Raw genomic sequence first — 20652 nt, 5'->3', positions numbered from 1 at the left:
TGGTTGAATCAGGAAAGGTGAATGTAAAGCCAGTTTCTGGCGAGTTGCCATTTGCGTTTTATGGTTGCCGGAGAAACCTGCAACGCTTCGGCAGTATCATCAATACTCATACCGGCAAAAAAGCGGCATTCCACTATCCGGCCATATAGTATATCCTGTTGTTCGAGTTGCTGAAGGAGATCTTCAAAGTCGATTAACTTCTCACTTGTTTCGGGAGAGAGTGTGATGAGATCATGAAGTCCATCCAATGAAGTATGTTGCACCTCTCCGCCACGCTTGTCTGAATTTTTAGCTCGTGCGGCATTCAGTAATACCTGGCGCATGGCTTTGGCTGCCACACAATAAAAATGAGAACTGCTTTGCCAGCGATTATCAGTGTTCGATAATTTCAGGTAAGCCTCATGAATAATGGCTGTGGTGTTTAATGTATCAACACCATGAAACTGAAAACGGACGCTTCTCGCAACCCGTTGCAACTCTGTATAAATATAAGGAAACGCTAACCGTGAAGCCTCCGCATCACCTTCTCCAATTCGGATTAAGTATTGTGTGAGTTCATCAGATACAGTAGTACTTTGCATGTTGTTGGCAACGTTCCTTCAAGTATACAAAATCATGCGCTAAAAATCATGTGATTTTGATTTGGTAAAACGAAATTTTGGTGAATCTAACATTCATATCGTATTTTTAGGCCATTAGATTTACTCCAGTTTTATGACTTCCCCCATTAATTATTCTATTGCTTTTGTCCTTGTCATTTTTCTTTCCGCAGAAATCAGTTTTTCACAAACAGAAAAGTCAATTGTAGATAATTATCGCCTTGCGCTTAAGCAAACACTAAACGACAGCATCTATCAATCAACCAAGTTGCAGGGTACCATGAGCATGGAAAAACTTTCATTTCCGGTGGTCGTGTATTTCAGGCTTCCCAATACCTTTCGCATGGAGATGCAGTTTCAAAACCTGACCTTTATACTAATGACAAATGACTCCATAAAATGGGAATACAATGCCCTGGAGGACAAACATAGCGTTACACCAGTTGACGAGGATGAAAGTAATAAAAATGGCGAGGACAACAATTTTGACTATGCCAACAAAACGCTTCTACAGTACCAGGAACTCGGCTACCGGTTGAAGTTGCTGGGGAAAGTAAGGCTAGATTCTATTGAAGCTTATGAACTGGAACTCACTAAAACAAAACCACGCGTAAAATCCCGTTATTACATCGGCACCAGAGACAACCTACTCTATAAAATTATAGACGAAAAGGGCGAACGCATTTTCAGTCATTACAAAATTCAGCAGGAATTTGTTTTTCCATTGTACATTAAGGATTCAGGAGATGATCAGCCTTACGAAGCCCGGTTTTCAAACATAGAAATCAATTTACCACTACCAGACACTCTCTTTGAGGTTCCAAAGCATGTGTTGGAAATGAAAGCCAACAAAACAAATCAACAAAACTCCTTATTCGATATAGCCGATGGGTTTTTTAAAACAAAGCAGTATGACAGTGCTGTGCATTACTATACCAAAATAATCACTGAAGATGCCGGTAATTTTCGCGCGCATAACTCGCGTGGTTTTACAAGGCTACAGCAAAAGGAATACTACGATGCCATTGCCGATTTTTCCAAAGCCCTTGAAATTGATCCCAATCATTCAAACGCATATAATAATCGCGGACTGGCTAAATACTACCTGGGCGACAATACTGGAGCCATTAAAGACTACGACAAATCGTTGAGTCTTAGCCCAGGTATAGTAACGTACAAAAACAAAGGAACAGCAAACATGAACATGAGCCAATACGAACAGGCGATCGCTGATTTTGATAAAGCGCTGACCCTTGACCCGGAAGATGCAGAAGCGCACTACAAGCGAGGTGTTTCGCTGGCACAGTTAAACCGGCTTGAGGATGCCCTGCTGGAATACAACAAAGCATTGTCCCTCAATTTGCGAAGCGGTGAATTGTACAATTATAAGGGCGTTTCAGAATTCAGGTTAGAGCAATACGATAGCGCCCGCAACAGCTTTGCCATTGCTGTAAAACTTAATCCTGAAAACACACAGTACATCGAAAACCATGGAAGGGCTTTGTACAAATTGCATGAATATGCGTTGGCAACAGAACAATTTGCCAGTTACCTGAAATTAGAAGCCGATAACAGCGACATTCATAATCTTATTGGGTTGTGTAAGTATCACGAGGAAAATTACAAAGGTGCCATCAAGGATTTTACGAAAGCTATAGAGCTTAAAAATAACGAGGCTGTTTATTACGATAACCGGGCTGCAGCAAAAGAGATGATTGAAGATTACGAGGGAGCCATTGCCGATTACAACGAATCCATTCGGGTTTATCCAAATGATGCCAGTGTATTTTACAAACGGGGCATGATCAAAATCCATACCTCGCGCAAACTGGATGGCTGCCTGGATCTGTCCACGGCCAAAGACATGCAATATGAACCAGCCAAGGAAGCCATTATGAAGAACTGCAACTAGCAAACCCATCCTGATGGTCGGGACTCTTCAAGCCACAAACATTCCGCCACCGCACGTACTTTGAATTAGGATTATCTCGCTTCATTGTGCTATCTTATGAAGGCAATAATTCTGCTACTATTTAAGCTGGCCAATGGAAAAAAAAATTCTCTTTAATCCGCTGGAAAAGCCTTTGCTGGCAGCCATTGGTGTATTCATTGCGGCATTATTACTTACACAAAGCCTTACCTATCAGCAATACCTGATTAATAAAAAAGCCGAGCAAGAAATTGTTTCCGCTGAACTTGGCGCGGTACAAAACAAACTAACCACAGCATTAAGCAATAGCCTTGGGGCAACTAAAACCCTTGCCTTTATGGGTGGTGGTATTTACTCAACCACCGAAGACCTGGTGCGTTGGGGGAAATTATTGTATAGCGGTCAGGTACTTAGTGCACCCTCTATGTCGTTGATGTTGGATGGTGTACCTGCTAAACTCGGACCGAATTCAAAATACGGGCTGGGTGTTATCATCAGGCAAACCCCTATGGGCACGGCATATGGCCACAGCGGATTTTTTCCGGGGTTCCTTACTGAGCTCATCTATTTCCCGGAACACCGCGTGTGCATAGCCCTTCAAACGAATAGCAGCGATTTTAAAAACTTAAAACTTGGTTTATACCGGATTGCATTAACCGTTACCGAGCAGCTTGTTAAAAAATGAACACTTTCCTGTTCACACGCGTACAAGTTGATCGCCATCACGGCATGAACCTGTGAGCATTCTCTTATTTTATTAATGGCATATTTATTGGGCTTGTCGTATACGTTGACCAAAACCCAAGCGTTACTTCAAGCATGCAGCGTATCACTTCTTTCTTTCTTTTTGCCTCCGGAGTTGATAGAAAACTACTGGACGAATGCCCTACCGAAACAAGCAAGTACGTTGGCATTGGAGCCACCATATTTTTTACAGGCGTTTTTGCTTCACTGGCTGCGGGCTATGCCTTGTTTACCGTGTTTAACAGTTACTGGATTGCCGGCTTGCTTGGACTTATCTGGGGGCTGATGATTTTTAACCTTGATCGGTACATCGTTTCCAGCTTGCGCAAGGAAAACAATTCGAAACGCGAATGGATTATGGCAACTCCCCGTTTCGTGCTGGCCATTGCTATTTCACTAATCATAGCCAAGCCGTTGGAATTAAAAATCTTTGAAAAAGAAATTGAGCCCGAGTTGATAATTATGGAACAGGAAGTTTACCTGCGGCAGGAAAACGAAACAAGAAATCGGTTTAGCCCTACCCTTTCGTCCATTCAACATCAAATCAATGAACTTAAAACAGAAATTTTTCAAAAAGAGCAGCAACGCGATGCCCTGATCAAGGAAGCTCAACAAGAAGCGGACGGAACCGGAGGAAGCAAACGCAGAAACCTCGGTCCCATTTATAAACTTAAAAAAGCAGATGCCGACAAAGCTGAAGTTGAACTTCAGGAACTTACGAACCGGAATAGCACACGAATCAAAAATCTCGAAAGCGATTTGAATTATCAAGACTCGCTGATGAATGCCAGCTTGATGAATCTTGAACGCAACAAGCGTGATGGCCCGGCTGCAAGGCTTGAAGCGCTAAGCCGGCTAACAGCACAAAGCAGTGCCATCTGGTGGGCCAATGTATTTATCATTCTCTTATTTATTATTGTGGAAACGGCCCCCATCATGGTAAAGCTCATCTCAAAAAGTGGCCCGTACGATAATCTGCTGCGCATAACAGAGCATCAGTTTATTTGCAAGGAAACAGAATCCGTAGCCATTGCAACAGCCGAAACCAAACAACGAACATCAACACTGGGCCAAACCGAGCAAGTCTTTGTGAACACCCGGTTGGATGCAGAGATAAGCTAGTACCTTTTTCGGCAAAATACACCCTAACCAATTCAGCCATTTGAATATCTTTGTCAGCGAAGGGAAACAGAATTCCAAATCACTGATGACAGAGCAACCAACCGTTAAAAACCTAAAAGGCAAAAGACTTAAGCAATTACTTGCCTTATTCATTTTGGTTCCTACTCTTTTGTTTGGCATTCTTACCGCCTTGCTCTATTGGAAACAAGATTCCGTGGTTCAGGAATTAGTAGCTACACTGAACGAAGACTTTACGGGTACCCTGGAGGTTGACGACAGTCACATCTCCCCTTTTGCCAATTTCCCATACATCTCCATTGACCTGGATCATGTTCGTATTTATGAGGATAAAGAAAAAGACGATCAACCCCTTGTTGAAGTGGAAGATGTTTACCTCGGGTTTGATATCTGGACACTGCTCAAGGGTACATTCGAAGTAAAATCTCTAAAATTTTCCAATGGAACCATAAAGCTGATTCAACACCTGGATGGAACCTTTAACATTGGAAATGCCTTGAGTAAAACAAAAGAAATTGAAGATCCGGGAGAAGAGTTTCACATGGATCTAAAGAGCATTCAACTACAAAACATAGATCTGTTAAAAATTAATGAGGCTAATGATCTGATGCTTGAGTTTTTTATCAACGATGCCAAATCCAGGTTTAAAGATGTTGAAGATCACATGCTCATCACGCTTGATAGTCGATTTCTGTTGAATATTATTTCAGGCGGAGATACCACATTTGTTAAGCATAAGCATTTTGAAATACACACGCAGCTGGACTATGATGAAGTCAAGCATATCCTTACGGTGCAGCCTTCGGAGCTGCGATTGGAACGGGCATACTTCAAGGTAGATGGCTCCGTGGATGTGGATGATGACATGAATCTCGACATCCGGATTGAAGGCAACAAACCTAACTTCGATTTATTTCTGGCGTTTGCCCCGGAAGAACTTGATCCGGTTTTTCAGCGCTATGAAAATGCCGGAAAGATTTTCTTCAACGCATCTATTACAGGCAAAGCTGCCAACGGCAACAACCCACGCGTAACAGCTGACTTCGGTTGCGAAGATGCCTTCTTCAACAATAAAATCTCAAGCAAGCGTTTAGATGACCTGTTCTTTAAGGGACACTTCACTACCGGTGATTCGGGAACGGTACAGACAATGGAATTTCATTTACTGGATTTCTCAGCAAAACCAGAGGCAGGAACGTTCAGCGGTAATCTGAAAGTAAAGAATTTCAACTCTCCGGAAATTGACATGCAAATTCGTTCTGAATTTCAACTGGATTTTCTGGCGCAATTCCTGAACATAACCGATTTACAGGATTTGAAGGGTGAAGTTGCACTCACCATGAACTTTCATGACATCGTTGATTTATCCAGGCCGGAACGAAGCATTGAACGACTGAATGAATCCTACTTTACTGAATTGGATGTTAAAAACCTGAGTTTCACCACACCTTCGTTTCACTTACCCATACACGACCTGGATATTAAAGCCAACATGGATGGACACAAAGCCATCATTGATCACTTTAACCTGAAAGTGGGTGACTCAGACGTTCAAATCAGTGCAAGCATCAGTGATTTACCGGCCATTCTGCATCACACAGCCGACCCGGTAACGGCAACTTTGCTCGTAAAATCGAATTTGCTCGACATTCAGCAACTCACCTCGGGCGATACGCTTAGGCGCAAGCCGGTTAATGAGCAAATCCGCGACATGAGTATGAAATTCAAATTCAACAGTTCTGCACGGGCATTTACCGAATCGCCTAACCTGCCGGTGGGTGAATTCTTTATTGAGGATCTATATGCCAAACTCACACACTATCCACACACCCTGCACGACTTTCATGCCGATGTATTCATTGACTCCAGTAATTTCAGGATCATAGACTTCACCGGCATGATCGATAAGAGTGATTTTCATTTTAATGGTAAGCTCAATAATTACGACCTGTGGTTTTTAAATCAACCCTTAGGCGACACCAAAATTGAATTTAACCTCACCTCAGATTTACTGCAACTTGAAGACCTGTTTTCCTATGAAGGAGAAAATTACGTGCCTGAGGATTATCGTCATGAAGAATTTAAGCAGCTTAAAATTCATGGCTTTGCTGATTTGCATTTCAACAAAGGATTGAAATCATCGGATGTTTACATCGACAAGCTGGAAGCCCAAATGAAAGTACACCCTATGCGTTTTGAGAAGTTTAAAGGGCGCATACATTATGAGGAACAACACTTGTTGGTTAAAAACTTCAGTGGCAAATTGGGAAAAAGTGAATTCACGGCTGACCTCCATTATTACTCAGGCACAGACAATACCATTAAAAAGCGCGACAACCATTTTTCATTAAAAGCAACCCATCTGGATTTTGATGAGTTGTTTGCCTACAACCCCCCGCCTCCCAATACAACTCTTACGCCTCAAGATCATGAAGATGTCTTTAATATTTATGATCTTCCTTTCACGGATATGACATTTGACTTCGACATCAAGCGCCTGAATTACCACCGCTACCTGATTGACGATTTCTTTGTTAAAGCCCGAACACAGAAAGATCACTTCATCTATATTGATAGCATGTCGTTGAAAGCTGCTGGGGGAAACATTCATTTAAGCGGCTACATGAATGGCTCAGACCGGAACAAGATTTACTTTAGTCCAAAAATGACCGTTGAAAACGTTGACCTGGACCAACTACTCTTTAAGTTCGAGAACTTTGGTCAGGATCATTTGGTTTCTGAAAACCTTCACGGGAAGCTTACCGGGAAAATTACGGGCAAAGTTCACCTACATGCCGACATGGTGCCCATCATTGATGATTCAGAAATTCAGTTGGCTGTTGAAGTAAGACAAGGAAGACTTGAACGGTACAGCGCATTGGAGGCACTTTCAGATTATTTTAAGGACAAGAATCTATCAAAGGTTTTGTTCGATACGCTTCGCAACCAGTTTGAACTGAATAACGGAACGTTAAGTATTCCAAAAATGACCATAAACTCTTCGCTTGGGTTCATTGAAATTTCGGGCAAGCAGGATATGAGCATGAACATGGAATATTACATGCGGATTCCATTGAAGCTCGTTACCCAGGTAGGCATGGCCAAATTGTTTGGCAAGAAAGAAGACACCAGCAACCAGGAAGACGAAATTCAATACCGCGATGAATCAAAACGCATTCGCTTTGTTAACCTGAAGCTTACGGGCACACCTGATAACTATAAGATTTCGTTGGGGAAGGATAAATCGGATTGATCAAGAACCTAAGCAGTAGCCAGCGCCCGATTGTATTTACTTCTATATTGTATAGGTGAAAGCCCCGTGTAACGCTTAAAGGTATTCCGAAAAGCTTTGCTATCGGTATACCCTACCCGGTACATTACTTCATTCACATTTTCGGATGAGGTCTCGAGGCTTTTCTTGGCAGCTTCAATTTTTACCCGCTGCATATACTCAACAACTGAGTTGGACGTTGCCTTTTTAAATCTGCGCTCCAGGTTTCTGCGGCCTAGGGCCAGCATAGAAGCCAGTTGCTCCACGGTAATTCGTTCCTGAAAATTATGCTCAATAAAATTCTGCGCCTTCTTTATAACATCATCGGCATGATCCTTTTGCCCCTGAAACATGATAAAAGGTGATTGACTAAAGCGGTCGATTTCAATGGCATAGTATTTAGAGAACAGAATTGCCATTTCGCGATCTGTATACTTCTCAAGTAAATACAGCAGCAGGTTCCAGAATGAATTGGCGCCACCACTGGAATAAATACCATCCTCATCGGTAATGACCTTTTCTGATACCAACTCAACATCCGGAAACATTTCCTTAAACGTGTTCACGGCCATCCAGTGCGTAGAACACTTTTTTCCATGAAGCAAACCCGTGCCTGCCAACAAAAATGCACCCACACACAAACTGGCCACTTCTGCTCCCTGCGCATGTTGATTCCTGATCCACGGGAAGAAATCTTTATTCTGATGGATGACTTCTTTCATGTCGCCATTTACGGCCGGTATGATGATGAGGTCAGTACGTTTCACTTCGTCAACAGTGCAATCCGGTTTAACCGAGAAAATCCGGTGATATTCCTGGGATTCTTCCGACAGGCCAACCAGCTGAACCTGGAACAGTGGCGCTTTGCCCATAGAAGCTAAGAATTCATTCGCTTTATTGAATAGAATAAATGGGCCTTCAATACACCCAAGCGCAACAGCACCGCGCGGTACAAGAATACTGATATGTTTCATTCTTACTAAACGGGGTTTGGTTAATCAAAACTATGAAAGTCAATTGTCGCAATCAACCCCATATAATGGCGGAATTACACCAGCATTGAGATTAGTTAGAGAAGTAAGTTTGACTCCAAATCCGGTTTGCATGAAAATCCTTCATCTTGATCACGACATTCCAACCTTTTGCGTTACAGCTGAGTCATTTCCCCATGAAATTAATAAGGCTTTTGGACGACTAATCGAAAAACTGCCTACGGAAAAAGGACGAACGTTTTTTGGTATTGCGTTTCAAGCGGATTCGGGAGGAATGATTTATAAAGCGGCCGTGCAGGAAGATTACCCGGGTGAAGCCCGACACGCGGGTTGTGAGGTCTTTACCATAAAAAGGGGAGCATATATTATGGAAACAGTTAAGAATTGGAAAAGCGATGTCACCCGTATTGGCAAAACATTTCAGAAGCTTGGCAATGCCAGGCCGGATACCACCTTTCCCTGCGTAGAGTGGTACCAGGGTGCTGATGTAATCTGTATGGTGAGAATCGAACCGTTCTAAAACTTTGTTACAGCATGATTGAAGTATTCAAGACCAATGTGAACAAACGGGCTCAGGCCGAACAGCTTGTTCAATTGATACAGCAAACTTTTGTAGGCTATAATGCCAATTTTGATCTGGAGGATTGCGACAGGATTTTGCGTATAAAATCACGTACAGTTATTAACTCGGATGAAGTCATCAGACTACTAAGCCGGATGGATATCAGCGTATCGGTTTTGGATGAAACGGTTGCGCCTGAGGCTAGTCAAAAGACCCAATAAATCAGCAGAATTTGAACCCGTGTTGAAAATCGCTGCAATTCTGCTTTTTCACATGAATTTCTTACGTGAGGAAATCAGACTAAAAATTAAAAAATTACCTTTTTGACAGAATTTTTGATCACCCAATCAAATAAAATAGTTCTTTTTACAGAATAATATTCCGATTACTGAAATCCTTCAAAATAAATTTCGCCCCATGGGCAAGGGCACAAATTTGCTCTGCCAAACAACGCAAACGAGCATTTAATATACCGTTAGAAACGCCTGCATTCTTTATTACAAGTGCATTTCATACGCGCTTTTTAACATCTGTTGGATAATTCTGAGTGGCACTTTTGTACCACATTTAAATCAGAAAACTCCATGAAATTTGTATTCAGCATTCTTGCCATTATCAGTTTAACCACTACAACGTTTGCCTTCTCTTCTACCCCGGCAACCATGGCCATTGTAGCCAATGAAAGCACCGGCATTTACAAGGTTGTTTATCAGGGTGAAAGCACCGGCAAAGTAAAAATGACGATCTTAAACAATCGCGAACAGGTTGTATTCACAGAAGTGATTACACAGGTATCCGCGTTTATCCGTCCGTACAACTTCAGCGGAATGGAAGCTGGAGAATATACCATCGTTTTAGAAGATAAGAACGGCAAGCAGGTTGAAAAAATCAGCTACAGAAAAAATACAGTAGAAAGCACCATCCATGTGGCCAGGTTGGCAAGTGAAGAAGGAAAATATGTTTTAAGCGCTACTAACAATGGAACGGAAAACATCCAGATCAACATTTACGATGCCCAAGAGAATGTGGTGTATAGCAAGCTGGAAAAAGTTACCGGTAAGTTTGCATTGATTTACAATTTAAAAGAAGTGAAATCATCTTCCATTCGTTTTGAAATTGTAAGCAGCAATGGAAAAGTAACTTCGGTTGTGTATTAAAGATAAGGTTAGGTTAATTTTGGTTGTAAAAGCTGCCTTGGGGCGGCTTTTTTTATGCCCTATTGAAGACATACGAATTCCATTAATTCCGATTAATTTGGGAAAATGAAATCCGGATTTTTTAAGTCGGTATACTACCTGCTGGTGAAAGCCAGGCGACCGGTAAGGTTGGTAAATGCCATCACATTTTTCAGGGTAGCTGTATTTCCGTTTTTCATTTTGGTATTGATACTGCACCGCATTGACATTTTTAAGTGGTTACTACTGATCAGCTTTCTTACCGATGCCTTAGACGGATTTCTTGCACGAAAGTTAAAAGCCAACAGCATTCTGGGTTCCAGGTTAGATTCTATCGGTGATGATTTAACCGTGTTGGCCGGCTTGCTGGGCATGTTCGTATTCCGGTGGGAATTTTTGAAAGCGGAATGGATGCCGATTGTAATTGTGCTGGGAATTTTTCTTATTCAAACCCTGTACGCACTCTTTAAATATCAAAAGACGACCAGCTTTCATAGTGTGGGTGCAAAAACAGCAGCCATGTTGCAAGGCATATTTCTCTGCAGCCTGTTTTTTTTTGATGCGCCCGTATATTGGCTTTTCTATACCGCTTTGGCAGTAACCGCGCTGGAGTTGCTGGAAGAGATTGTGATGGTAACGATTTTACCGAAATGGAAATCGGATGTGCTGGGTATTTACTGGGCGTTAAAAATAAAAGATAGTGAACAACAACCCGAACAGGAATAATTACCTCAATGCAGTTGGTGAAATACCAAAATGCTTTTTGAAGGCCGCAGAAAAATGATTGGGGTTTTTGTATCCGATCATCCGGGCTATGTCAATTATCCGTTTATCGCTTTCGCGGATTTGATTACGGGCAAACTCCATCCGCAAGTCATTCAAATATTCGAAAATGCTTTTATCAAACAGGCTTTTGAACAAGGTCATTAATTTATTGGTGTTCACACCAAACTGCCGGCTCAAATCACTTAGCGTATGATCGTGTAAAAAAGTTTCGGAGAGGTGAATCTTAAGTTCCTGTGCCACTTCGAGATCGCGTTTGCCAAACTTCGAAGTCAGGATATTTGCTTCTTTCCCAAACAGGCCATGAAGTTGCAACAGCAACAATTGAATGATGGAAGTCTCCATCATCATCTCCCCCAGTCGTCCTTCAAGCGGGCAGTTGAAAATATTCTGAAGGGCATTCTCCTGTACAACACTCAGGGGTAGTGAATGACCGCCCATTAAACGTTGCCGGGTCAAAATCCGCTCACGTAACTGTTCTGCCCATACTTCATTCTCAGGCAAAAACTGATTCAGGTATTCCGAAGTATAGGAGAAATGAACAAAGTGCAAAGGTGTATTGGCCGGTGCCAGGTGTAGGAAATCATTATCCGGATCGTACTTGAAGTTATGGGTGCGGTTGTAAATATCTACTCCATTATCCTCACCCGGTAACACGGATTTCAATCGTGCTTTAAAAAAAATACAACTCCCCAACAGTTCTGATCCATGTGCATGTGTATTGTAAAACACTGTGTTCTCCAGAAACTGCGCATCAATTTCCCTCAATGAAAAATTAGGCAAATACATATCACGCACACGAAGTGTTGCCAGACCCTCGGGCCAGTCATTTTCGTTCACCGTGTTCTCAATAAACTTGCCGTACTCAATATGAGCGGGCTTGGTATGCGAGAGCACCGGAATATTGGGATTATCAACCGTAATAAAATTATGGAGTTGCATAAGAGGGTGACAGATGTCAACAAGCTCCTTTCACGAAAAGCGTTCAACAAAGTTTCATAGAATCATTCTAAAGACAGCGCAAGGGTCAACAGAAGTTGATTTAGCGTATCAGAGAAGTGTTTTAGCGTAGTCTGCCAAACCCATTGGTTTCGTGTAACTCCACAAAAACAATTTTAACCAACTATGAAACCAACAGCAAAATTTCTTTTTACGGTGGTACTGGCTGGTCTGATGGCTGCCTGTATGTTCAGAACACCCGATAAAAAAGAAGTCGATACCAACTGGTTGAAGGACGAAGAAATGATTAAGCGTGGGCAACATTTAGTTACCGTTGGCGCCTGTCACGACTGTCATTCACCCAAAATCATGACCCCGCTGGGGCCTGAACCCGACCCGGAACGTTTGCTTTCCGGCCATCCGCAAGGCGAACCATTACCTCCTATTCCTAATGAAAATGAAAACTGGATACTATTTAATATGGGGTTAACGGGATTTGTGGGCCCTTGGGGCATCTCCTACGCAGCCAACCTTACACCCGATGATACCGGAACGGGAAGTTGGAGCTTTGATCAATTCAAACTCGCCATCCGAAAAGGAAAGTATAAAGGCCTTGAAGGAAGTCGTGATTTGCTGCCGCCTATGCCTTGGCAGATGTATCAACACTTCAACGATGATGAACTGAAAGCCATTTTCGCTTACCTGCAATCCCTTAAACCCGTACGCAACCTGGTACCAGCTCCGGTATCACGAGCTGATATGTAACCGAACTAAAATTTAACATCATGAAAAACTTATTTCTTCTATCCGCCATGACTATCACCTTAACCTCATTTACACCACAGCCGGAACCTTTAACGGTTAACCCAATCGGAGAGAATACGATTGAGGCGCTTCAACGTCAAGCCTTTTCATCGTATGCCGCACTGCAACCAACCCTGGCAGATTTTTATACGGTGATGGATGCGCACGCTGCAGCGTATGGCAACACCCTGTTTGAGGCGAAGAATGATTTCGCACTAACCTACGCCAAGAAAATCATTCCTGATCTTCATGAATCTTTCACCCGAATCATTGAAGAAGGGAAAGCAATCGGTATTGATTGGAATGATGTAGAATACTTACGTATTGAACATGGCCCTGCACCCAAAAGTAAGTTTGGTGTATCCACACTTACCATTGTATTCACCGCAAAAGGTCGGGAGCACAAAGTGATTGTTGAAAACGCCCTGGTGATTAACGGTGAGTGGAAGTTAAGTCAGTTTGCAAGATTAATTTAATAAAATGAAACCTGTTATGATGTTTTTCGTTTTGTTCTTCGGAAGCCTGATCATACTAACAATAGCCATGATGGTAAGTTGGCTGATACAATTGCCAAAGGAAGTATTTGGTAAAAAGTAAAGAAATCATTTCTAACGAAACCCCGGATGAAGCTGGCCTTGTCTCAGAAGTAATCCGGGGTTCGTGTTTTCAAGTCTTCAATATTCCAAGAAATTCAATCCACGGACCCACCTCATATTTATAATGCTTTGCCATAACACGCGAAATCTGCGACAAGTGGTTAAGATCGTGAACCACCCAGGTAGCCAGTAATTGGCTTAGTGTAACGGCTCCAAACACAGGATGAATCCCTGTCTTTGCAAAATCACTTTGCGTAATATTTTTTGCTCTGACAATTTCCAGGTTGTGCTTTCGCAATGCTGAGAACTCATTCAACAATTCTTCCAAACGTTTTCCTTTACTGGCTACAAACTGCGCAAACCGGTCGAATGGCTCAAAAGTTTTGTCCTCATGATCGGAAAGTATTTTCTCCAACCGAGGAATCCAATCTGTTTTCTCCCCATGAATAAGGTGACCCACTATGTCAAAAGCATTCCACGTATCAGCACCTTCGTTTGTCAAAACCCAATCGCTTGGTAAATCGCGCAACAGACTGTCAAGAACCTGTGGTGTTCTTTCCAACAAACGCAGCGTCTTTTGTAGTTCGAAAGCCATATTACCTCAAATTAAATCCGACCCCGGTTTGCCAGCAACGGCAGGTTATTCAACTTCTTCCCACTGGCATCATAAATCGCATTGCGGATAGCGGGAGCAATACCCACAATTGGTGCTTCACCCGCTCCGGTTGATCGGATATCTGGCCTGTCGATTAATACAATCTCAATGGGTGGTATATCGCTGAATCGTGGTACACGGTAATTCGCAAATGAGGGGTTGGCGATTTTTCCATCTTTAAAATCCACTGCTTCTAACAATGCTCCGCCCAATCCCTGAAGAATACAACCGATAACCTGACTTCTTAGATGACGTGGGTTGATAATTTTACCACATTCAAATGCAGAAACAATTCGAAGCACCCGTACTTCACCACCTGGTGATACTTCTACTTCCGCAGCAAGCGCGGTATACCCACCCTTTTCAAACCCACAGGCAATGCCATAACCTCTTCCCTTTTGTTTTGGCTTTGTCCAGCCAAAGGCATTTGCTGTGGTTTCTAATACTTTTATCAACCGGTCATCTTTCAGGTGCTTAACGCGAAAGGCAACCGGGTCAATGTTGAGCGATACGGCCATGTCATTCATCTGGCACTCACGGGCAAACACGTTGGCCGTTGCCGCCAATGCACGATAAGAACCTTGTCGCAACGGAGAGTCAACCGGATGGAATTGTATTTTCTGATTATCAATATCGTATGGCGTTTGAATTCCTGCAGCACCTGAATTATAATTATGAAACTCCCAGGCAGTTACATTTCCGGTTGCAGCAACCATACTCTTTACTTCGATAACCCCGGCTGGCCGGAAGTAGGCCCACTTAAATTCTTCTTCACGCGTCCACACCACTTTAACAGGCTGTCCAACAGCTTTTGCCAAGCGAGCGGCTTCAATGGCCGTTTCTCCGGTGTGCTTGCCTCCATAACCTGAACCTGTATCTGGCATAATCACCCGAATGTTGTCCTTGCTAATCCGGAAGTGTCGCTCAAGTTCCTCCTGCACGCCAAAAGGCCGTTGTGTACCAATCCACACCGTAAGCTTGTCACCCTCCCATTGGGCTACAGCAGCACGGGGCTCAAGTGGCGCATGGGCGATATAGTTGATGAGATACGTTTGTGACAACACTTCCTTTGAGGATGAGAATATCTTGTTTACATCGCCTTTGTTACTCTCCGTACGCGCATTACCAGCCTTCTCCTTCAAATAACTAAAAATATTTTCACGAGAAGGTTGTGCCGTATGCTTCCAGTCGGCCTTGATTTCCCACAGTGCGCTTTCGGCAGTTTGTGAATCGTTGGCGACAACACCAATAAAATCACTCTCCTGTACGACCGTAACACCTGATATGCCTTTAGCCCGTTGTGTATCTGCTGATACAAGTGTTGAGCCATAAGCCGGAGCCCTCAGAATTTTTCCGTATAACATTCCTGGCAATACGATATCCGATGTGTATTGGTGCTTACCGGTTATAAAATCACGACCATTTATTTTTTGAACAGATGTACCCGCCACTTTCCATTTGTCGGGTGGCGTTAATGCAGCCTTGTCATTTAATGGTTTTAGGATTTTCTTCCCTTGCGCCAATTGCTGATAGTCAACAGATTTTTTAGATGATGGGTTAAGCACCTTTCCATTATCAGCTCTTAGCGTAGTTGCCGAAATTTTCCATTCAGTTGCTGCCATCTCCACAAGAACTTCCCGCAAAGAAGCTGCTGCTTTGCGCAGAATAGGTGACATATTTGGAGTGGTGAGGCTGCCAAATGTTCCACGATCGTAGGGCACAAGACTGGTGTCACCCATGATCATGTCAATATCTTTAACTGAAACACGTAATTCTTCTGCCACAATTTGCGTAAGCGATGTTCGGATATTTTGTCCTACTTCTACTTTGCCGGTGTACACAACAATTCTTCCTGCTTCATTGATATGTATCCAGGCAGCAATGGTATTATCATCCAAGATTTCACTTTCCCGCCTTTCAAAATCCGTTATCAGCGTTGAGGCAAGAACATCTGAGACCGTTAACGCCACACCTACTCCACCGCCAACGAGCCGGAAAAAATTTCTTCGGGTTACTGGTTTTTGAATGCCTTCGTACAATTCGTATTGCTCAGGATATAATGTATTTTCTGATTTCTCCATGACTTCGATTTTTAAGCGTTAGCGACTTTTGCAATGGCATCGACAATATCGGGATAGGTGCAACACCGGCAAATATTGCCTTGCATCGCATCTTTAATCTCCTCTTTTGATGGAGACGGATTCCGTTCCAGCAACGCTACAGCCGACATTACCATACCCGATGCACAATACGCACATTGAAATGGATCTGCTTCAAGTAGTGCTTCCTGTACACGATGAAGTTTTCCGTTTTGCTCCAGGCCTTCAACCGTAATGATTTCCTTGTTCTGTGCACTGCCTACCGGAGTAATACACGACCGCACAGGAACACCGCCAATCAACACGGTGCACGCTCCACAAACTCCTTCCCCACAGCCGTATTTACTTCCCGTCAGGCCCACATGTTCCCGTAGCGCCACCAGCAAACTGGTACTGCCACTCACATCAAGCGAATAATTTTTTCCATTTACTGTGATATTCATAAAGGAGAATTTTGGTGTTACAGATCAAGTTTAAATTACCCAAAACGCAGAGCAATTGCAACTTGAACCAATTAAACCGACATAAAACTTATCTCACGGGTTTTAAGCAAAGATCATATCAACAGGTGTATATTGATGGCAGATTCATTATGGCACATACTTTTGATTGCATTGTAGTTGGCGCAGGATTCTCCGGGCTGGCAGCCGGTCGGATTCTTCATAAAGAAAACAAATCATTTCTCCTCCTGGAAGCACGTGATCGCGTAGGTGGCAGAACCCACACCCGCCATTTTGAAAATGGAAAATACGTTGACATTGGTGGCCAATGGATCGGGCCCACGCAAGATCGCATGTATGACCTGGCCCGTGAACATGGCATTGAATGGTACGAAACCTACAATGAAGGAAAAAATATTCTGGACCTGAATCGGGTTATCAAAACGTACACCGGATTAATTCCAAAAATGGATATTCCTTCTCTGATCAACATTGACATGGTGTTAAAAAAGCTTGATCGGATGGCCAAAAAAATTGAGTTGAGTAATCCGTGGTCAACTTCGCAAGCCAAAACCTGGGATAGCATGAGCTTGGAAGCGTTCGCTCGGAAGCATTGCTATACCAGAAATTGTTACAAGGTTGTTCGGGCCGGGCTTGAAACCGTATATGCCTGTGAACTGAATGAAATATCGCTTTTGCACGCCTTGTTTTACATCCGTTCAGGAACAAACCTGAATGTATTACTAAGTATTAAAGACGGAGCGCAGCAACATCGCATTAAAGGAGGCATGCAACCTTTTGCTGAGAAACTTGCTAAAAAATTTCAAACTTCGATTCGATTAAATAATCCTGTTAAACGAATTACCCAGTCAGATGATTTGATTTCCGTTTCAGGCGATGGTTTTGAATACAAGGCTAAGTGTGTTATTGTGGCCATTCCTCCTGTGTTGATTCAAGATATCGAATTCAGTCCCTCGCTCCCACTCAAAAAGCAACAGTTACTACAGAAACTTTCAATGGGCATTGTTGGAAAAGTCTTTGGTGTGTATGAGAAACCCTTTTGGAGGAAAAATGGATTCAGTGGACAGGTAGTGGCTGATGAACATGCTCCATTTCAAACGTTTTTTGATTCTTCACCGGCTGATAGTTCGTATGGCGTGTTACTGGCTTTTTGTATAGCCAATCGGGCACGTGATTTTTTTTTGCAGGATAAACAAAGTCGGAAAAAAATTGCACTTGAATATTTTGAACGCTATTTCGGAAAAGAAGCTGCACAGCCGATTTACTATACTGACCATTGCTGGGCCGATGAAGCCTGGAGCAAAGGATGTTATGCAGGGATTTACCCTACCGGGGCGTGGACAAATTTTGAAAACGAGTTAGCAAAACCATATGGATCAATTTTTTGGGCAGGCACGGAAACATCCGATGTTTGGTATGGCTATATTGAGGGCGCAGTTAGGTCGGGTGAACGAGCCGCACAGGAAGTATTAAAAAGTCTGAATCCTTGAAAAAAATTCTTTTATTCATTCTCATTGCTGTTGGACTTTGGACGATCTGGTCATCAGTAGGGCGCACTACGGAATGGAAAGAACCCAATGGTTATATTGATGTAGTAGAATCCATCTCCAACGATTCTGTCTGCTCAAAAAATATTGTTGGTATTCAACCATACATGGTTCCCGAAGATTACCTGAGTGAAGGGCACTTCTACGAAAAAATCAAGCTGTACTTTGGTAAAGCCCAACAATCAGGTTTTTTCAAAGAAAATACAGTTGTTCTTTTGCCGGAATACGTGGGTACTTGGCTCGTGATCAGTGGAGAGAAAACGAGTGTAGCTGAAACGGCACATCTCAATAAAGCCATGACGCTAATGGTATTGAGTAATCTCCCAAAATTCATTCGTTCCTATTTTGATAATAATAATGAGCAAGATGTCTTTGCTGCTTCGCTTTTTCGGATGAAAGCCAAAGAGATGGCAAGAATATACAGCGAAGTCTTCACGGAGTTAGCTTCCACCTATCAGGTTACCATCAATGCGGGCTCAATCGTTTTACCTGATCCCAGTGTAAGGGATAATGAAATTAATATTAACATAAGTGGACCTCTCTATAATGCAAGTTTCATCTTTTATCCGGATGGCTCAATCGACAAAAAACTTATTAAAAAATCCTTTCCCATTACAAGCGAGTTACCCTTTGTGCAAGCTTGTCCGATTACTGAATTACCAACGTACGATTTAAGCATTGGCAAAACCTCTGTTCTGGTTTGTGCTGATTCCTGGTATCCGGAAGCTTATGAAGAAATCAACAGGTCAGCGGCTGAAGTAATACTGGTGAATTCCTATGCAGCTGGGGATAACGCCATGGCTGCATCATGGAAGGGATATGACGGCAGCGCAATGCCCGATGATGTGAACAAAAACGACATCGGCACCATTAAAGAAGTTGATGCCTGGAAAAAATATGCGCTGCCCGGTCGAATACAATCAACTCAGGCTAAAGTAGGAGTTAACGTTTTCTTGCGCGGAAAACTTTGGGATTTGGGCAGCGATGGTCAACCCTTCTTTAGTGTAAATGGTGAATTATTGAATACTTCTACATCAGATCGAGGCGGTATATATAATATTTGCTTTTAATTCGGCATCCATGTGCGATACCTTCATTGCCCTTCCTTCCGTTACCTGCGATAGCACACTGCTATTCGCTAAGAATTCCGACCGGGAGCCAGATGAAGCACAGGCTATCGTTCACATGCCGAAAATGTTTCATGCTGAAGCTACGGTTAAGTGTACCTACATCAGCATTCCACAAGTAGCGGAAACGTATGAATGTATTTTATCTAAACCCTTTCAGATGTGGGGCGCTGAAATGGGCGCAAATGAGCATGGACTCGTTATTGGCAACGAAGCAGTGTTTACAAAAGTGAAGTTTGAAAAACACAATAACGGTCTTACAGGCATGGACATGCTCCGGCTGGCACTGGAGCGTTGCAAATCGGCCCGCGAAGCTATCGAATGCATTTCTGGTTTACTTACCGCGTATGGACAAAATGCTTGTGGTGGTTATCGGAATAAAAAATTCTACTACCACAATAGCTTTTTGATTGCCGACCCTACTGAAGCCTGGGTGTTCGAAACTGCAGGCAAGGAATGGGCAGCAGAGAAAGCAAAAGACATTCGAAGTATTTCAAACATGCTAAGCATTTCAACGTATGCAGATCAACTTAGCAACTCAGCCATAAGCTATGCCCACAGTCGGGGTTGGTGGAAGAAAGACACTCCCTTCAATTTTCAAAAAGCATACTCCGATTGGCTTTATACTACGTTGGGTCGGGCTTCGAGTCGGCAGGCTTGCACAACTGAATTGAGTCTTAGGCATGCAGGAAAGCTTGATGTAATTAATTGCATTAGCATTTTAATAACGCACAATCTCCCTGAAGATAAATTTAAGCCGTCAAAAGCCAACACTGGTTCAGTATGCATGCACGCTACCGGCTTATTAAATCCAAGTTCTACAACCGGAAGCATGGTTGCAAAAATAAGGAAGGGAGCCCCGCACACAGTTTGGCTTACCGGCACCCCCCACCCCTGTTTATCGGTGTATATTCCATTCTTTTTTGGAACGAACGTATTGGAACAACTGGTGGCACCTGGTTCACAACCGGATGATTCTTTGTGGTGGAAAGCAGAACTTGTGCATCGTTGGATCAGCAAGGATTATCGGGAACGGAAAGCACTCATTGAAACCAAAAGACATGAACTTCAATATCACTTTATTGAAAAAGAAGCTGCTCTGATACGAAACAACAGTTCAACATCTGAATTAGAACAGTTTAGTAAAGCGTGTTTACAGGACGTGATTCACGCATATTCCGATTGGATGAAGCTGATAAATTGAGCGTAAAAATTATCTTTACAGATA

19 protein-coding genes are annotated in these 20652 nt (G+C 42.8%); 13 read left to right on the top strand and 6 right to left on the bottom strand.

Annotation, left to right across the window (positions count from 1 at the left end; genetic code table 11):
* Nucleotides 1–8 precede the first annotated feature (8 nt).
* Nucleotides 9–581 carry an ECF-type sigma factor gene (locus QY309_07415; GenBank protein WKZ61307.1) on the bottom strand — a complete coding sequence of 191 codons (573 nt, stop codon included), beginning with the start codon at nucleotides 579–581 and terminating at the stop codon, nucleotides 9–11.
* 133 nt (nucleotides 582–714) lie between these two features.
* Here QY309_07415 and QY309_07410 point away from each other — a divergent pair, with 133 nt between their 5' ends.
* The 4 genes from QY309_07410 (at nucleotide 715) to QY309_07395 (ending at nucleotide 7666) form a co-directional block, all read left to right on the top strand.
* A complete protein-coding gene (locus QY309_07410; protein ID WKZ61306.1) occupies nucleotides 715–2511 on the top strand; it encodes a tetratricopeptide repeat protein in 1797 nt (598 codons plus the stop codon).
* Between the two features lie 133 nt (nucleotides 2512–2644).
* The gene (locus QY309_07405) at nucleotides 2645–3214 is read left to right on the top strand and encodes a serine hydrolase domain-containing protein (protein WKZ61305.1); all 570 of its coding nucleotides are present in this window, start codon (nucleotides 2645–2647) and stop codon (nucleotides 3212–3214) included.
* Between the two features lie 134 nt (nucleotides 3215–3348).
* Entirely contained in the window at nucleotides 3349–4395 is a 1047-nt protein-coding gene (locus QY309_07400; GenBank protein WKZ61304.1) for a DUF4407 domain-containing protein, read from the top strand.
* An 85-nt stretch (nucleotides 4396–4480) separates the two neighbouring features.
* Complete coding sequence (locus QY309_07395) at nucleotides 4481–7666, top strand: AsmA-like C-terminal region-containing protein (GenBank protein WKZ61303.1); 3186 nt, start codon at nucleotides 4481–4483, stop codon at nucleotides 7664–7666.
* Between the two features lie 8 nt (nucleotides 7667–7674).
* Here the strand turns inward: QY309_07395 and QY309_07390 are convergent, their stop codons facing one another.
* The gene (locus QY309_07390; GenBank protein ID WKZ61302.1) at nucleotides 7675–8658 is read right to left on the bottom strand and encodes a helix-turn-helix domain-containing protein; all 984 of its coding nucleotides are present in this window, start codon (nucleotides 8656–8658) and stop codon (nucleotides 7675–7677) included.
* A 130-nt stretch (nucleotides 8659–8788) separates the two neighbouring features.
* On the opposite strand from QY309_07390, the gene QY309_07385 reads away from it, so the two are divergent.
* From QY309_07385 to QY309_07370, 4 genes are all read left to right on the top strand, one after another.
* Nucleotides 8789–9196, top strand: coding sequence for a hypothetical protein (locus tag QY309_07385; protein ID WKZ61301.1), 408 nt, complete (start codon nucleotides 8789–8791; stop codon nucleotides 9194–9196).
* A 14-nt stretch (nucleotides 9197–9210) separates the two neighbouring features.
* Nucleotides 9211–9459, top strand: a complete 249-nt coding sequence (locus QY309_07380; GenBank protein WKZ61300.1) for a hypothetical protein — start codon at nucleotides 9211–9213, stop codon at nucleotides 9457–9459.
* A gap of 363 nt (nucleotides 9460–9822) precedes the next feature.
* On the top strand, nucleotides 9823–10395 hold the full coding sequence (locus QY309_07375) for a hypothetical protein (GenBank protein ID WKZ61299.1): 573 nt from the start codon (nucleotides 9823–9825) through the stop codon (nucleotides 10393–10395).
* A 105-nt stretch (nucleotides 10396–10500) separates the two neighbouring features.
* A complete protein-coding gene (locus QY309_07370; protein ID WKZ61298.1) occupies nucleotides 10501–11139 on the top strand; it encodes a CDP-alcohol phosphatidyltransferase family protein in 639 nt (212 codons plus the stop codon).
* On the opposite strand, the gene QY309_07365 is transcribed toward QY309_07370, so the two are convergent.
* Complete coding sequence (locus QY309_07365; protein WKZ61297.1) at nucleotides 11140–12138, bottom strand: AraC family transcriptional regulator; 999 nt, start codon at nucleotides 12136–12138, stop codon at nucleotides 11140–11142.
* Nucleotides 12139–12321: 183 nt separating this feature from the next.
* Between QY309_07365 and QY309_07360 the strand changes: the two genes are divergently transcribed.
* Both QY309_07360 and QY309_07355 read left to right on the top strand, forming a co-directional pair.
* A complete protein-coding gene (locus QY309_07360; protein WKZ61296.1) occupies nucleotides 12322–12900 on the top strand; it encodes a diheme cytochrome c-553 in 579 nt (192 codons plus the stop codon).
* A 20-nt stretch (nucleotides 12901–12920) separates the two neighbouring features.
* Nucleotides 12921–13415 (top strand): hypothetical protein, encoded by a 495-nt coding sequence (locus tag QY309_07355; protein WKZ61295.1) that lies wholly within the window; start codon nucleotides 12921–12923, stop codon nucleotides 13413–13415.
* A gap of 190 nt (nucleotides 13416–13605) precedes the next feature.
* Here QY309_07355 and QY309_07350 read toward each other — a convergent pair whose 3' ends face one another.
* The 3 genes from QY309_07350 to QY309_07340 are packed head-to-tail and all read right to left on the bottom strand — an operon-like array spanning nucleotide 13606 to nucleotide 16732.
* The gene (locus tag QY309_07350) at nucleotides 13606–14130 is read right to left on the bottom strand and encodes a DinB family protein (GenBank protein WKZ61294.1); all 525 of its coding nucleotides are present in this window, start codon (nucleotides 14128–14130) and stop codon (nucleotides 13606–13608) included.
* A gap of 11 nt (nucleotides 14131–14141) precedes the next feature.
* A complete protein-coding gene (locus tag QY309_07345; GenBank protein WKZ61293.1) occupies nucleotides 14142–16271 on the bottom strand; it encodes a molybdopterin-dependent oxidoreductase in 2130 nt (709 codons plus the stop codon).
* Nucleotides 16272–16282: 11 nt separating this feature from the next.
* Nucleotides 16283–16732, bottom strand: coding sequence for a (2Fe-2S)-binding protein (locus QY309_07340; GenBank protein WKZ61292.1), 450 nt, complete (start codon nucleotides 16730–16732; stop codon nucleotides 16283–16285).
* Between the two features lie 149 nt (nucleotides 16733–16881).
* Here QY309_07340 and QY309_07335 point away from each other — a divergent pair, with 149 nt between their 5' ends.
* From QY309_07335 to QY309_07325, 3 genes are read left to right on the top strand one after another with little or no spacing between them, the layout of a single operon-like run.
* Nucleotides 16882–18240, top strand: a complete 1359-nt coding sequence (locus QY309_07335) for a flavin monoamine oxidase family protein (GenBank protein ID WKZ61291.1) — start codon at nucleotides 16882–16884, stop codon at nucleotides 18238–18240.
* Nucleotides 18237–19367 (top strand): carbon-nitrogen hydrolase, encoded by a 1131-nt coding sequence (locus tag QY309_07330; GenBank protein ID WKZ61290.1) that lies wholly within the window; start codon nucleotides 18237–18239, stop codon nucleotides 19365–19367. Before QY309_07335 ends, QY309_07330 begins: the two co-directional genes overlap by 4 nt.
* A 10-nt stretch (nucleotides 19368–19377) precedes the next feature.
* Entirely contained in the window at nucleotides 19378–20628 is a 1251-nt protein-coding gene (locus QY309_07325) for a C69 family dipeptidase (protein WKZ61289.1), read from the top strand.
* Nucleotides 20629–20652: the final 24 nt, after the last annotated feature.

The organism is Cyclobacteriaceae bacterium (genome assembly GCA_030584025.1).
Classification (GTDB): Bacteria; Bacteroidota; Bacteroidia; order Cytophagales; family Cyclobacteriaceae; genus UBA2336.
Note: the sequence above shows the minus strand (reverse complement) of the source record. Positions and strands in the feature narration are given on the sequence as shown.